The sequence below is a fragment of the Paenarthrobacter nicotinovorans genome (assembly GCF_021919345.1).
Classification (GTDB): Bacteria; Actinomycetota; Actinomycetes; order Actinomycetales; family Micrococcaceae; genus Arthrobacter; species Arthrobacter nicotinovorans.
In genome coordinates this window covers 161,802-175,789 of the sequence record NZ_CP089293.1, presented here as the reverse complement: position 1 = coordinate 175,789, position 13,988 = coordinate 161,802, and the positions used below count along the sequence as shown (strand labels likewise).

The following is a 13,988-nucleotide window of genomic DNA, read 5'->3' as shown; positions in this document are numbered from 1 at the left end:
GCCACCAGTGGTACTGCCGCGGTGGAGCGCCAGAGTCCCGTCCCTCAAGACCGGAATTGCTGCTAGATTATTGCCGGAACTTTGGTACCAAGCGGCGGCCTGGGTGCTTCGCATCCCCCGGTTCTCCCGCACCGGAGTGTCCCGGGCTTCAGCAGGGAGGCCCCTGGTGCTTTGTTCTTGTTTGCGAAGGGCGGGTGGTGTTTGTGCGTTCCGGGGCCGCGGAGGACTGGTCGGATGACGCCAACAAGCTGGCTGATCTGATTGCCAGTGCGGAAGACATCAGGGCGTTCCTGAACGGGCTTACTGAACTGGGCGCGGCGGTAGCGTCCCGGTCCACAGGAACAGCAATTGAGTGTGCGGTGACGTTGGGCCGACGCAAACGTACTGCGACGATTGGAGGCAGCAGCGAACAGGCGATGCTGCTGGACCGGATCGAGCAGTCGCTGGAGCAAGGTCCCTGCATCGACGCCCTGGAGAGCGGGCGCCCCGTCCTTCTCGATGACGCGTTGTCCTCGCCGCAGTGGGACAAATACTGCCAGGAGCTGGCCGCCGTCGGAATGCGGAGCACTCTTGGCGTGCCGATGGAGCTGGAGCATGACTCTGCAGCTGTCCTGAACTTCTTTGCTCCCAAGCCCGGAACATTTACCCGCGAGGCCGTTGCTGACACGCTGACCTTCGCGGGAATCGCAGGCAAGGCCTTGCGGGTAGCAATCCGGATAACCACCCTGAACGAAACAGCGGAGAACCTTGACGCCGCCATGGAAACCCGGTCGGTCATCGACACTGCCTGCGGTGTGATTATTTCGCAGAACAGGTGCACCCCGGATGAAGCATTCCGGATCCTGAAGAAGGCCTCCAACGACCGGAACCAAAAACTGCATGAATTGGCCCGGGCCCTTGTCAACGGCGTCGCCGGCCGCCGACCATAGCCAGGACTGAACCCGCCGTGAACGGCTTCCTCAGCCGCCCTGCAGCCTCTCCGTGGCCCATCCAAGAAGAGTGAGCTCGAAGGCGGGAGGCCTGAGGGCTTCATGCACGTAGGCATCCAGCTCCAGGAGATCCGCGCTTCCACCTTCTGCCCAATACCGGATCCATAACCGCTCAATCGTCACGATATCCAGTTCAAGAAGATTCCGAGCTGATTGCCTTGGATCGTTCATCACTGTTCCCCCTAGGTCCGCGCGTATCGATCGTCGGTTCCGTCCTGCCGGCCCCCACACGTGAAGCTGTCGTGAATCTGCAAGCGTCGCTGCCCGGCTGGCGCGTAGCGTCGTAGCCATGACCGACACAACAAGCACAGAATCAACCACTGCAGCCAACGGCCAGTACACCACCCATGGCGTACCCAACGGCCTGACCAGCCTCACGCCGTTCCTGGCCGTGGCCAACGCGAAGGAAGCCATACGGTTCTATCGCAATGTCTTCGGAGCCCGTGTGGTGGGCGAGACGGAGATGGGTGGTGTTGTTGTCCACGCGGAGTTGGACTTCGGCCACGGCCATCTCCAACTCGGCGAGCCAAACCCCGACTACCACCTGGTACCGGCTCCGAATGGCGAGGACGATTGCTACTCCCTGGGCCTGTACTGCGCCGACGCGGACGGCCTGGTCAGGAAGGCCGAGCAAGCGGGCGCAACCGTCCGGGAACCGCTGGCCACCTTTGTTTCAGGTGACCGGTACGCCAGCATCCGGGACCCCTTCGGCGTTCGCTGGTCCATCATGACCCGTGTTGAGGACCTCTCCGAGGAGGAGAGCAACCGCCGGGTAGAGCAGTGGGCGGCCCGGCAGGGTTAGCTAAGGCAGAGGCAGAACGGGTGTCCGGCCGGGTCAAGGAGCACCCGGAATGTTTCCCCTGGCTGGTGATCCGCCTTGCTGGCGCCGAGGGAGAGGGCAACTTCCTCGCCCTTGTCCAGGTCCTCCACAATCATGTCCAGGTGCATTTGCTGCGGGATGGTCTGGCCGGGCCACACGGGAGCCTGGTACACGTCCACCTGCTGGAAAGAGATGCAGTTGCTGCCGTCACTTGGCCGGATATCGAACCACCCGCCCTTGTCCTCGACTTCCCAGCCGAAGAGTTCGGCGTAGAAGGCAGCCAGTGCGGCCGCATCGGGACAATCGATGACAACACTCGGGAATTTAGCTATAGCCATGGTTAAACCTCGTCAGCTGTCTTTTTCATGCGGGCCAGGGCACTCTTCGTGCCCCGTTGGGTGAGGACGTGGACAACTGCGCCAACGCCGGCGGACACAATGGCGAACACCAGGACGCCAGGCAAAGAGTCATTGAGGTCCGTGCCGTCCTTGGGCGCGGGCTTGCCCGTTTTCTTCTCCCAGAGGCCTTCCAGCGTCTTGTTGGCGAGCGCGCCGGCGCCCAGGCTCACGGCGAGTCCAAACAGCTTTACCAGTATGTTCACGAAGATCCTCCATCAAGTCAGCTCACTGCCGGAGCAGTATCTCGCACAACAAGACGGGGCCGCTGCAACAGCAGCGGCCCCGTCCACATTCCTAGTCCTTCTTGAAGGCGTCTTTCACCTTTTCGCCGGCACCCTTGAGGTCTGCCTTGACCTGGTCGCCTTTGCCTTCAGCTTCGAGGCCCTTGTCGTCAGTCAGCTTGCCGGCAGCTTCCTTGGCCTTGCCGCCGAGCTTCTCGCCGGCATTTTCCATCTTGTCGTCTGCACCCATGTCGCACCTCTTTCGTCGTAGGAACCTTGTACCTCTACAACATCACTAATCAGCATACTTAGCAATATTTGGCGGAAAATCCGCGCAAACTAAAGCTCACCGAAGCCCTCTTTCACCAGGCGGCCCACGTACTCGACGGCCTTCGAAGCATCCTTCCCCCGGGCTTCTACGTGGAGGCTGGAGCCCTGCCCCGCGGCGAGCGCCATGAGCGCCATGATGGACATGCCGTCAGCGCCGTTCACCGTCACTTCGGCGTCCAGCCCGGATAGTCCGCCTGCAATCTTTGCCGCCGGACGCGCGTGCATTCCCAGGGGGTTGATGAGTTCGAAGTCGCCGGTTGCATCCGGGTCGCCCAGGCCGCTGGCTTCGGCCGGCCCGTCGCGCCGGTCCGGCCCAGCCCCGCCGCCGCCGAAGCTGACCGCCTCGGCGGCCTTGCGCACATCGTCGACGCCGGCACCTCCTTGCGCAGCGACTGCAGCCGCCACGAGCCCTTCCACCAGCGGCGCATCCGCCAGCTGGACGGCGTCCGGATTGCTGGCGAACTCCATTGCCGACTCAGCCGTCATTACCGCCGAGCCTAGGTCCGTCAGCACCACCACACCGTCACCACCGGAATCCACCAGGGACTGTTCGACGGCGGCCAGCACCTTCTCCAGGCTGGTCCCGATCCGGTCGTCGTCAGTGCCCCCGGCGGCGACGAGCTCGACGTCGGGCGCCATCTGGGCGGCGAGTTCAACTGCCCCTTCAGCGATCTTGCTGCTGTGCGAAACAACCACGATCCCAACCGTCATCCGTCGCCTGCTCCCGCGCCGTCGACTGGACCGGCCGCTGCTTCAGCGGCTGCCCGCAGCAGCAGCGCGGTTGACGCCGCGCCGGGATCACGATGACCGGCACTGCGGTCGCCCAGGTAGCTTGCCCGGCCTTTACGCGCCACCAGAGGGTCCGTTGCCTTGGCCCCGGCCTCCGCTGCGTCCGCGGCAGCTTCCAGCACGGCCAATGCTGCCAGGCCGCTGGCCGCAGCCTTACTTGCTGCCTCCACGGCAGGAGTCCAGGCATCGATCATTGTCTTGTCGCCAACTTCTGCCTTGCCGCGTGCCACGATGCCATCCCGCGCAGCGATGAGGGCCGCTGCGAGCGCGTCAGGATCGACGTCGGTGGCCTCACCCAGGGAGGTTGCCGCACGCAGGTACGCCGTGCCATAGAGCGGGCCGGCAGCACCACCCACCTTGGACATGAGAGCCATGGCCGCAGCCTTCAACGCAGCTCCGGCGGTTTCTGGCGGGCTTTCATCGAGCTTCTGAAGCACGGCCTGGAAGCCGCGGTCCATGTTTTCGCCGTGGTCGGAGTCGCCAATGGGCCGGTCCAGCTCAATCAGCTCCACCCTGTGCTCCGCCATCGCCTTGGCAGACAGCCTCAACCATTCCTGCGCCCATTTGACGTCAAGGCCCATGCTCAGGCTCCCCATCGCAGGGCGGCGGTGTGAACAGGGGCGTCCCAGAGCCTGGTCATTTCATCGTCAAGGCGCAGCACCGAGACGGAACAGCCCTGCATTTCCAGGGACGTCACATAGTTGCCCACCAAGGAGCGCTCCACGGTGGCACCACGCTCGGCGAGGACGTGCGCCGCTCGCCGGTAGACGATGTACAACTCACTCAGCGGCGTCCCGCCCATGCCGTTGACGAACAACAACACCTTGTCGCCGGAGGCCAGGGAAAGGTCCTCCAACACAGGTTCAAGCAAGCGGTCCGTGATGGCGTCGGCGCTTTCCATGGCGATCCTGTGGCGGCCGGGCTCTCCGTGGATGCCGATGCCGATCTCGATCTCGTCATCGGCCAGTTCGAAGCTCGGCGTTCCCGCGTGGGGCACCGTGCAACCGGACAGGGCGACGCCCATGGTACGGACGTTGGCAACTACCCTCTCGGCGATGGCCGTCACGGCGTCGAGGTCGTCTCCGCGTTGCGCGGAAGCTCCCGCGATCTTCTCCACCAGGACGGTCCCGCCAACACCGCGGCGCCCGGCCGTGTACAGCGAGTCCTCCACGGCAACGTCGTCGTTGACCAGCACCGACCGGACGCGCACACCTTCGGCCTGCGCCATTTCGGCTGCGGTTTCAAAGTTCAGGACGTCACCGGTGTAGTTCTTCACGATATGCACGACGCCGGCACCCGAGTCGACGGCGACGGTCGCCGGAATGATCTGGTCCGGTGTTGGTGAGGTGAAGACAGCGCCGGGGACAGCGGCGTCGAGCATGCCGAGTCCGACGAAGCCTGCGTGGAGGGGCTCGTGGCCGCTGCCACCGCCGGAGACGAGGGCAACTTTGCCCGCAACCGGTGCACCTTTCCGGACGACGAACTTGGGGTCGGGGTGGACGTCCGCGATGTCGGCATGCGCCATGCCGAACCCGTCAACGGACTCGTCCACCACGGCGCGTGGATCATTGATGAGCTTTTTCATTGGATGCTCCTGGCGTGCTGTGGCTGGTGCCCTGACCCTACTACCGGCAGCCGGGGCCCCGGTAGGCCTTACCGGGTGGGAAACAGTACTTAAATAGCGGCAGGAACAGCCCTGATAGCTGTCCCTGCCGCTGTCGATGACGAGCCCCTAGTCCTTGGTGGGCGGAGCCGTCACTCCGTCCGCCTCCGGCCTGGGATTGAACTCGGGCCAGAACGCCGAGTAGAGGTCCGGGTCCGAATTCCTGTCGCCGGTCCAGTGGACTTCATGCGGCCACGGCCCGTGGGGGAGGTCGATCTGGAAGGCGGAGAAATCCGGGAACGTGACCCTATGGTCCATTGTCCGCATCCCCTTCAGCTGTTCAGAACGGCGTCGCCGCCGGTGGCAACGTCTTCCAGCAGGACGGTCTGGTCGATGACCGGCAGCCCTACGACGTGCCCAAAGCTGAACATGTTGTGCGGATCCAATTCGGCCTTGGCCTTGCGGAGGCGCTCACGGACGCTTGGTCCCCACGGACGCTCCCTGTCCTCGGCGTCCACGAAGTGTCCGTGCAGGTTGACGAACGTCCCGCCGCTGGAGGCGTCGCGCAGGTCCTCGCGAACGGCGTCGAACACGCCCGGAAGCAGCTCCGCCACAGGCGGGACAGCCATGCCCGCCATGAAGAAACTGAACGCGGCGTCGCGGGCTCCCACCATGTCTTCCCCGTCAGCGCAGACAGCCAAAGCCCCACCCAGGAGCCGGATTTCGGCCATCAGCACGGGACTTGGGACGTCGGGACCGAAGTGCCGCAGGATGGCATCCTTGGCGCCCTGGTCCAGTCGGTCCAGCAGGAAGCCCCGTTCCCGCACGGGCACTGGCTGCTCCGGATCCTGATGGACCATGTCCATTTGGGTGGATTCCAGGGGGCCCGTTCCGTCCATCATGAACGGAGCGCTCTTGCGCATTGGCTCCAGGAGCTGCGTGGCCACAGCGGCATCGCCTTGGTAGGCGTAGCGAAGGTGCACGACGAACTTGCCGCGCAGGGGCTCGGGGACGATGTCCATATCCGGCAGCCGCAGGAACGCCAACGACGCCGATGCTTCCGGTGGCAGCTCCGGCACCCATTCGCTGAACTGCTGCAAGACAGCGGCTGCATGGACGCCGTCGTAGTAGAGGCCGCCGGCAAAGAGGTCCGAACTTGGGAACAAATGGAATTCCATGGCAGTGACGATGCCGAGATTCCCTTTGCCTCCGCGCAAGAGGTAGAAGAGTTCGGAGTTCTCGTCCTTGGTCACCCTGCGCTGGGTGCCATCGGCGGTGACGAGCTCAAAGGCAATGACGTGGTCCGAGGCGAAACCGTACTTGCGGCCGAGGATCGGCAAGCCGCCGCCCAGCGTGTAACCCACCACGCCGACGTCGGTGGTGGAACCGCAGAGTCCCATCAATCCGAAGGTCGCGGCGTGGTCCACCACCGCCCTCCAGCGGACGCCCGCACCCACGCGGGCCGTCTTCTCGATGGGATCGATGCTGAGTTCCAGCATGCGGCGGGTGCTGATCAGCAGCCCGCCTTCAATGGCATTGGTTGCGCCGTGCCCGGTGGACTGTACGGAAACGGGCATCCTGCGTTCTGCAGCCCAACGGACCGCCGCCGCAACGTCCTCTGCGTCGAGGGCGCCGAAGGCAAGATCCGGTTGGTGCTGGGTGGACAAATTAAAGGCCGCTACCTCTGCGGCGAAGCCGGGATCGGCAGGCGTGAACACTGGACCGCGCACGCTGAGTTGGAGTTCTGAAACATCTGAAAAGGACGCGTGGGACTGCATGATCTTCTCTCAAATTGACCGAGTGGTGGAAGCTTCCCCAGCAAGCCTTGACCAGTTTATCCATCAACTGGATATATGAGAAGAGTTAATAAATCACCCATAATCGGGCAGGGTTGATCGCACGCCAAGTTGCGTGGATTTTTTGCGTGGATCTTTTCGCCTGGATCTTTTCGGGAAGTGCCGCGTACGCCCTAAAGCTGCTTGATCATGCGGGTGTTGCCCAGGGTATTGGGCTTGACCCGGGCGAGGTCCAGGAATTCTGCCGCACCTTCGTCATGCGAGCGCAGCAACTCGGAGTAGACCTGCGGGTCAACGGCCGACTGGTCCGCCATGACTTCGAATCCATGGCGCTTGAAGAAGTCCACTTCAAAAGTCAGGCAGAACACCCGGCTGACACCCAGCGCCTTCGCCTCTTCCAGCAGATTCTCCACCAGCACATGCCCCACGCCGCGGCCACGCCAGGAGTCAGCTGCGGCCAGAGTGCGGATCTCTGCCAGATCCTCCCACATCACGTGCAGAGCTCCGCAGCCGATGACCTCGCCGGCATCGGACTCGGCAATCCGGAATTCCTGGAGACTCTCGTAGTAAGCCACAGTCTCCTTGGCCATCAGGATCCGCTCCTCGGCCAAGGGTGCCACCAACCTCTTGATGGCCGCCACATCGCTGGTGCGGGCAGGGCGAAGGCTGAAGGACGAATTCACTCCCCCATCCTAACGAGGTGCGCGGGAGTGGGGGCTTCGTGACCACAAACGTGGGCGCCGCGGTCCTGCGCCAAGACTTATTGGCCTAAGAGTTGGTACGACAGCAATCCTCTTGCGCACGGAATCGGCTTCCAGTTCGCAAAGTTCATCCAACGCCAGGCCACGGCCGCAAGCGCATCTGGCAGCACCGCGGAATACTGGAGATTCCCAACGCCTACACCCCCGGCATCCGGCGGTTGTGCGGAAGCTGATCCGCCAAGCTGCCGGCCTGCATCAGACCCCCAGCTCCTCCGGCAGCGCAACGTCCTCACCCAGCACCTGCTTGGCCAGGAAGTGCTCCACCACGCCATACCAGACCTTCGCGTGCTGCGGCTGCAGCACCCAGTGGTTTTCGTCCGGGAAGTACAGGAAGCGGTGCGGGCTCTGGCCATTCTCATCAGCAGGCAGCTGGGAGGAGGACAGGAGCTCGTACCAAAGACGCAGGCCTTCACCGATCGGCACCCGGTAATCCTTGTCTCCATGGATCACCAGCATGGGCGTTTTGATGTTGCCCACGTTCAGGTGCGGGGAATTGGCCATGGCCATCTCCACGGTCATTTCCTTCAGCCAGTACTGGGCCGCATCGGTGGTGGGACCGAACTGGTCCAGCGCCCACAGGCTGGCGTGGGTGACGATCGCCTTGAACCGATCCGTCTGGCCGGCCACCCAGTTGGCCATGTAGCCGCCGAACGAGCCACCCATGGCCGCAGTCCTTGTTTCGTCAATGTCCTGCCTAGCCACAACCGCGTCAGTAATAGCCATCAGGTCCGTGAAGGGCTTCTTTCCCCATTCACCCCAGCCGCGCTGGATGAATTCCTGCCCGTAGCCCGTGGACAGGGCGGGATCCGGCAGCAGGACGGCGTAGCCCTTGGCAACCAACAGCCACGGGTTCCAGCGCCAGGTCCAGGCATTCCACGAGCCCAGGGGGCCACCATGGATCCACAGGAGCAGCGGTGCGGGGCTGTCTGCGGAGGCCTTGTCCGGGAGCGCCAGATAAGCGGGCACGCGTGAGCCGTCTTCCGCCGTCGTCTCCACACGCTCCAACCTGCCCTTGTAGGCGGGACGTTCCGCCGGCGCCGGCAGCCGGACCACTTCTCCGGTGGCGAGGTCGATCCGCACGGCCTCGGGCGGGAACCCGTACGAGCTGCGCAACGCATACGCTGTGGTTCCGTCGGGTGAAACCACGACGTCGGTGTACGCCGCACCGTCCTTCGTCACCTGGGTAACGCCACCGTCGGCGACGTTGATCCTGAAAATCGGCGACGCGCCGTCGTCGTCCGCTTTGGCAAGGATGGCAGAGCCGTCCGGCAGCCAGGCGAGCGCAGTTGCCCATCGGTCCCACTGGTGGGCGAGGGGCTCCAGATCAGTGGTTTCTCCGCCCGCAACGTTCAGCAGGTGAAGCTTTACCTGGGGCGCCTGCGTGGGCGTCGTGTCGCTTTCGCTCTCCACCACCAGCGTGCGGTTGTCCGGGCCGACCGGCCCAGGGAAGTAGCTCATGCCCTCATGGTCCAGCAGCACCTTGATGGCGCCCGTGGCGACGTCGACGGCGGCGAGCACCTCGCGGCTGTCTGCTTTCGCAAGCGCTTTGGTCATGCTTGTGTAGATGGTCTTGCCGTCGGGACTCACCACGGTTTTGGCCTCGCGCAGCGAACCGCCGACGCCGGGCGTCAAGTTGCGAAGCGTGAGCGGCGCGCTGGCATCCACGGTGGAAGGTTTGCCGGGCTCCTTCGCCTCGCCCGGCTCCACAGCGAAGAGCCGCGGCTCTGCGGGACCGAGGTCGGCATCCCAGTAGCGTACGGGGTAGCCCGTGTGCAGAATGGCGGAAACTTTTTTATCCTTGCGGGCCTTGCGGCGTTCTTCGTCGTTGTCCTCGTCCGTGGAACCGGCCAGGACCTCGGCATTGACGAAGGTCGCGTCTGCGTCCTTCGCGGCCATGACGGAACTGATCCCGCCGGCCCGGGAGTGCACCACGCGGGCTTCTCCTCCGTCCGCGGGGAGCAGCCATAGTGCGTTGACGGGGTCGGCGTCCGGGCTTTCCGGATCCGGGCGCGCCGAGGTGAAGTACAGGTCGCCATTGGCGGCGAAGACGGCGCCGGCCTCACCTTTGGCGCTTCGGGTGATGCGGCGTGCGTGGTTCCGGCCGCTGGGGTCGAGCTCCCAGAGGGCCGTAGCGAATTCTGTCGCCTTGCCGTTCAGCGTCGTCACGGTGGTGACAAGGCGCTTGCCGTCCGGGCTTAGGGTGAGGCCGGCAACCCGTGGAATGGAGAGGTAGTGGTCCAGATCGTGGAACGGTGTTTCGGGCTGTTCGCCCGAGGCATGAGTGTCAGCAGAGTCCATGCTCTGATTCAACACGAAATGTGCTCCTGATCACACATGTTTTCACTCAGAGTGAAACAGTACTTTCAGATATTCCCCAAGGTCTCAGAGGCGCCGCAAAGCCTCGACTACTGCGACGGTTCCATCTTCGGTAGCTATGCGCGCCGCGAGTTCCTCCGCCCGCTGTGCATACGACGGGGTGTTCACGGCCTGATTGATGGCCTCTCCGAGCCGTTCTGCAGTGAGCTTCTTGTACGGGATTGGCCCGGGTCCGGCACCGAGGGCGGCCACCCGGGAAGCCCAGAGAGGCTGGTCCGTGTAAACGGGCACGGCCACGGTCGGCATACCGGCACGCAAGCCGGCGGCGGTTGTTCCCGCCCCTGCGTGATGAACCACGGCAGCCATGCGCGGGAACAACCACTCATGCGGAACACTTCCGATGCCGATCGCGTCCGGACCCAGGGACTCCTCCACGCCCTGCACCACAGCCCTCACCCCGGCGCGGCGCGTGGCTTCGAGGATGAACTCCGGGTCAATGTGTGCACTGCTGCCAAAGCCCACGAAAACAGGCGGCGGACCGTCGGCCAGGAAATCCACCAGGCCAGCAGGCGGTTGCCAATCCTGTTTGACGGCGGGCCACCAGTATCCGGCCATCACCAAGCCGGGATGCCAATCGGCGGGCCTCGGGAGAACGGTCGGGCTGATGCCGTGCAGGACAGTGGCCGATGCCTTCCTTCGCCTCCGCTCTCCGGCCGCACGGCTTTCCTTTTTCAGCCCCAGCGCCTTTCGAAGGCGGGCGCTGGGGGCGTCATAGGGCGCCGGGCCAGCGGATGCGCGCTCACCAATGATCCTGTTCCCCAGCGAACCAAGACTGCGTGCCGAGTTCATCAGCACAGGCGGATAGGCGGCGCTTGGTTCGGTCGGCTGCAGGTGTGCCCCGAGGGCGGGAATGCCGAATGCCTCCGCAACGTCATACGCGTAGGGCGCCACCGAATTGGCCAGAATCACGTCGGCCCCAGCCTCGGCCGCCGCGAGAGTGCCGGTGGCGGCATGGTCCATGTACTCCCGGAGGTTTCTCCAGAAATCGAGCACGCTTGCACCCTGGGCCTTTGCACCCGGGGCCTTTGCACCCGGGGCCGGGTGGCTGATCAAAGCCGCCAGGTCACCGGGCAGGAGCCTGAATTCGCACCCCGAATCCACCACCAAAGGCGCATAGGCAGGGTTGGCCGCAATCGCAACCTCGAAGCCCAGGCCCTGCAAGCGGCTACCTAGCCCGGCCATGGGGGCAACGTCACCCCGCGTGCCCGGAGCCACCATCAAAACGCGCATGAATTCCTTTCTCGGATTGCACAAAGCCCCGCCTGCTCCTTGCGGAGCGGGCGGGGCCTTGTGCTGTGAGGCTATGTGCCTTACGCGGTGGGAGCGATCTCCGGGATGCGCGGCTTGGCGTTCCCTTCGAACGTGAACTTGGCGTCGTCACCTTCGCCATCCACATCCACCACGACGATGTCGCCGGAGTGGATCTCACCGAACAGGATCTTCTCGGACAGCTGATCCTCGATCTCGCGCTGGATGGTCCGGCGCAGCGGTCGGGCACCCATGGCGGGATCGTAACCACGCGTGGCCAAAAGTACCTTGGCTGCGGGCGTGAGTTCGATGCCCATGTCCTTGTCCTTGAGGCGGCGCTCCAGGCGGGTGACGAACAGGTCCACGATCTCGATGATCTCGTCCTGGGTCAGCTGCGGGAACACCACGACGTCGTCAACACGGTTGAGGAACTCGGGGCGGAAGTGCTGCTTGAGCTCTTCCGTGACCCGGGCACGCATCCGGTTGTAGCCCGTCTGGGTGTCCGTGCCGGACTGGAAGCCCGTGGCCACGCTCTTGGAGATGTCGCGGGTACCAAGGTTGGTGGTCATGATGATCACGGTGTTCTTGAAGTCCACCACGCGGCCCTGGGAGTCGGTCAAGCGGCCGTCTTCCAGAATCTGCAGCAGGGAGTTGAAGAGGTCCGCGTGGGCCTTCTCTACTTCATCGAACAGGACCACGGAGAACGGACGCCTGCGGACCTTCTCGGTGAGCTGGCCGCCTTCTTCGTAGCCGACGTAGCCCGGAGGAGCACCGAAGAGACGCGAAACCGTGTGCTTCTCGGAGTACTCGGACATGTCCAGCGTGATGAGGGCGTCCTCTTCACCGAACAGGAACTCGGCAAGAGCCTTGGCGAGTTCGGTCTTTCCGACGCCGGTCGGGCCGGCGAAGATGAACGAGCCACCGGGACGCTTGGGGTCCTTCAGGCCTGCACGGGTGCGGCGGATGGCCTGCGACAGGGCCTTGATGGCCTCGTCCTGGCCGACGACGCGCTTGTGCAGTTCGTCTTCCATCTTGAGCAGTCGAGAGGACTCTTCCTCGGTGAGCTTGAAGACAGGGATGCCCGTGGAGTTCGCAAGAACTTCGGCAATCAGGTCTTCGTCAACCTCGGAAATGTCGTCCATGCCGCCGGACTTCCAGTTGCGTTCCTTCTCCGCGCGCTCGGCAATGAGTTTCTGCTCCTTGTCGCGCAGTGAGGCAGCACCCTCAAAGTCCTGGGCGTCGATGGCGGATTCCTTCTCCATCTTCACTTCGGCAATGCGCTCGTCCATGGCCTTGAGCTCCGGCGGAGCCGTCATCCGACGGATGCGCAGGCGTGCGCCGGCTTCATCGATGAGGTCGATCGCCTTGTCCGGCAGGAAGCGGTCCGAAATGTAGCGTTCGGCCAGCTGCGCGGCTGAGGCGAGGGCGCCGTCGGTGATCGTGACGCGGTGGTGTGCCTCGTAACGGTCGCGAAGGCCCTTGAGGATCTCGATCGCGTGCGCGACGGAGGGTTCCTTGACCTGGATCGGCTGGAAGCGGCGCTCAAGAGCGGCGTCCTTCTCGATGTGCTTGCGGTACTCGTCCAGGGTGGTGGCACCAATGGTCTGGAGTTCGCCACGGGCAAGCATCGGCTTCAGGATGGACGCAGCATCAATGGCGCCTTCGGCAGCACCTGCACCAACGAGGGTGTGGATCTCGTCGATGAACAGGATGATGTCGCCGCGGGTGCGGATTTCCTTGAGGACCTTCTTCAGGCGCTCTTCGAAGTCACCGCGGTAGCGGGAGCCGGCAACCAGTGAGCCAAGGTCCAGCGTGTAGAGCTGCTTGTCCTTAATGGTCTCCGGGACATCGCCGCGGACGATCGCCTGGGCGAGGCCTTCGACGACGGCGGTCTTGCCGACGCCCGGCTCACCGATCAGCACAGGGTTGTTCTTGGTGCGGCGGGAGAGGACCTGCATGACGCGTTCCATCTCCTGCTCGCGGCCGATCACAGGATCGAGCTTGTTTTCGCGGGCAGCCTGCGTCAGGTTGCGGCCGAACTGGTCCAGCACCACTGAGCCGGCGGGGGTACCTTCGGGCTGGCCCTGGCCGGAGCCGCTGCCTGCGGTCTCCTTGCCCTGGTAGCCGGAGAGCAGCTGGATGACCTGCTGGCGGACCCGGTTGAGGTCGGCACCAAGCTTGACCAGCACCTGTGCGGCAACGCCTTCGCCTTCGCGAATGAGGCCGAGCAGGATGTGCTCAGTACCGATGTAGTTGTGGCCGAGCTGCAGTGCCTCGCGGAGCGAAAGCTCAAGCACCTTCTTGGCGCGCGGCGTGAAGGGGATGTGACCGGACGGGGCCTGCTGGCCCTGGCCGATGATCTCCTGCACCTGCTCGCGAACGCCATCGAGCGAAATGCTCAGGGACTCGAGCGCCTTGGCTGCAACGCCTTCACCCTCGTGGATCAGACCCAAGAGGATGTGCTCGGTACCAATGTAATTGTGGTTGAGCATCCGTGCCTCTTCTTGGGCAAGGACGACCACGCGACGGGCACGGTCCGTAAATCTCTCAAACATTTCGCCACACTCCTAGCTACGACGTACTTTGATGCTACGTGCCCGGGCAACACTTTTGGAGCGTGTTCGCCACAGGGGAAACATGACGTCGTTGCGGAATAA

The 13,988-nt window shown here is 64.0% G+C and carries 15 protein-coding genes; 2 read left to right on the top strand and 13 right to left on the bottom strand.

The features are described from left to right. The first annotated feature begins 197 nt into the window (after window positions 1-197). Window positions 198-929, top strand: a complete 732-nt coding sequence (locus JMY29_RS00855) for a GAF and ANTAR domain-containing protein (protein WP_229778645.1) — start codon at window positions 198-200, stop codon at window positions 927-929. A 30-nt stretch (window positions 930-959) separates the two neighbouring features. Here JMY29_RS00855 and JMY29_RS00850 read toward each other — a convergent pair whose 3' ends face one another. Beyond that, entirely contained in the window at window positions 960-1,112 is a 153-nt protein-coding gene (locus tag JMY29_RS00850) for a hypothetical protein (RefSeq protein WP_229778644.1), read from the bottom strand. 166 nt (window positions 1,113-1,278) lie between these two features. Here JMY29_RS00850 and JMY29_RS00845 point away from each other — a divergent pair, with 166 nt between their 5' ends. Then, complete coding sequence (locus JMY29_RS00845; RefSeq protein WP_189076350.1) at window positions 1,279-1,791, top strand: VOC family protein; 513 nt, start codon at window positions 1,279-1,281, stop codon at window positions 1,789-1,791. Here the strand turns inward: JMY29_RS00845 and JMY29_RS00840 are convergent. The 12 genes from JMY29_RS00840 to JMY29_RS00785 all read right to left on the bottom strand — a co-directional run bounded on the left by JMY29_RS00840 (window position 1,788) and on the right by JMY29_RS00785 (window position 13,886). Continuing rightward, window positions 1,788-2,147, bottom strand: a complete 360-nt coding sequence (locus JMY29_RS00840; RefSeq protein ID WP_018780112.1) for a VOC family protein — start codon at window positions 2,145-2,147, stop codon at window positions 1,788-1,790. The genes JMY29_RS00845 and JMY29_RS00840 overlap by 4 nt on opposite strands. A gap of 2 nt (window positions 2,148-2,149) precedes the next feature. Continuing rightward, window positions 2,150-2,410 (bottom strand): DUF4235 domain-containing protein, encoded by a 261-nt coding sequence (locus JMY29_RS00835; RefSeq protein ID WP_018780111.1) that lies wholly within the window; start codon window positions 2,408-2,410, stop codon window positions 2,150-2,152. Between the two features lie 91 nt (window positions 2,411-2,501). After that, window positions 2,502-2,678 carry a CsbD family protein gene (locus JMY29_RS00830; protein ID WP_018780110.1) on the bottom strand — a complete coding sequence of 59 codons (177 nt, stop codon included), beginning with the start codon at window positions 2,676-2,678 and terminating at the stop codon, window positions 2,502-2,504. An 89-nt stretch (window positions 2,679-2,767) separates the two neighbouring features. Continuing rightward, window positions 2,768-3,469 carry a dihydroxyacetone kinase phosphoryl donor subunit DhaM gene (gene dhaM, locus JMY29_RS00825; protein ID WP_189076349.1) on the bottom strand — a complete coding sequence of 234 codons (702 nt, stop codon included), beginning with the start codon at window positions 3,467-3,469 and terminating at the stop codon, window positions 2,768-2,770. After that, a complete protein-coding gene (gene dhaL, locus JMY29_RS00820; protein WP_189076348.1) occupies window positions 3,466-4,128 on the bottom strand; it encodes a dihydroxyacetone kinase subunit DhaL in 663 nt (220 codons plus the stop codon). The genes dhaM and dhaL overlap by 4 nt, the downstream gene beginning before the upstream one ends. Window positions 4,129-4,130: 2 nt before the next feature. Further along, complete coding sequence (gene dhaK / locus JMY29_RS00815) at window positions 4,131-5,132, bottom strand: dihydroxyacetone kinase subunit DhaK (protein ID WP_189076347.1); 1,002 nt, start codon at window positions 5,130-5,132, stop codon at window positions 4,131-4,133. Window positions 5,133-5,279: 147 nt separating this feature from the next. Further along, on the bottom strand, window positions 5,280-5,468 hold the full coding sequence (locus tag JMY29_RS00810; protein WP_018780106.1) for a hypothetical protein: 189 nt from the start codon (window positions 5,466-5,468) through the stop codon (window positions 5,280-5,282). A 14-nt stretch (window positions 5,469-5,482) separates the two neighbouring features. Beyond that, window positions 5,483-6,928 (bottom strand): FAD-binding oxidoreductase, encoded by a 1,446-nt coding sequence (locus JMY29_RS00805; protein ID WP_189076346.1) that lies wholly within the window; start codon window positions 6,926-6,928, stop codon window positions 5,483-5,485. A 191-nt stretch (window positions 6,929-7,119) separates the two neighbouring features. Next, complete coding sequence (locus JMY29_RS00800; RefSeq protein WP_237567105.1) at window positions 7,120-7,629, bottom strand: amino-acid N-acetyltransferase; 510 nt, start codon at window positions 7,627-7,629, stop codon at window positions 7,120-7,122. A gap of 273 nt (window positions 7,630-7,902) precedes the next feature. After that, window positions 7,903-10,005 carry a S9 family peptidase gene (locus tag JMY29_RS00795; protein ID WP_189076439.1) on the bottom strand — a complete coding sequence of 701 codons (2,103 nt, stop codon included), beginning with the start codon at window positions 10,003-10,005 and terminating at the stop codon, window positions 7,903-7,905. 84 nt (window positions 10,006-10,089) lie between these two features. Next, window positions 10,090-11,313, bottom strand: coding sequence for a glycosyltransferase (locus JMY29_RS00790; RefSeq protein WP_189076345.1), 1,224 nt, complete (start codon window positions 11,311-11,313; stop codon window positions 10,090-10,092). Between the two features lie 80 nt (window positions 11,314-11,393). Next, window positions 11,394-13,886, bottom strand: a complete 2,493-nt coding sequence (locus tag JMY29_RS00785) for an ATP-dependent Clp protease ATP-binding subunit (RefSeq protein WP_018780101.1) — start codon at window positions 13,884-13,886, stop codon at window positions 11,394-11,396. Window positions 13,887-13,988: the final 102 nt, after the last annotated feature.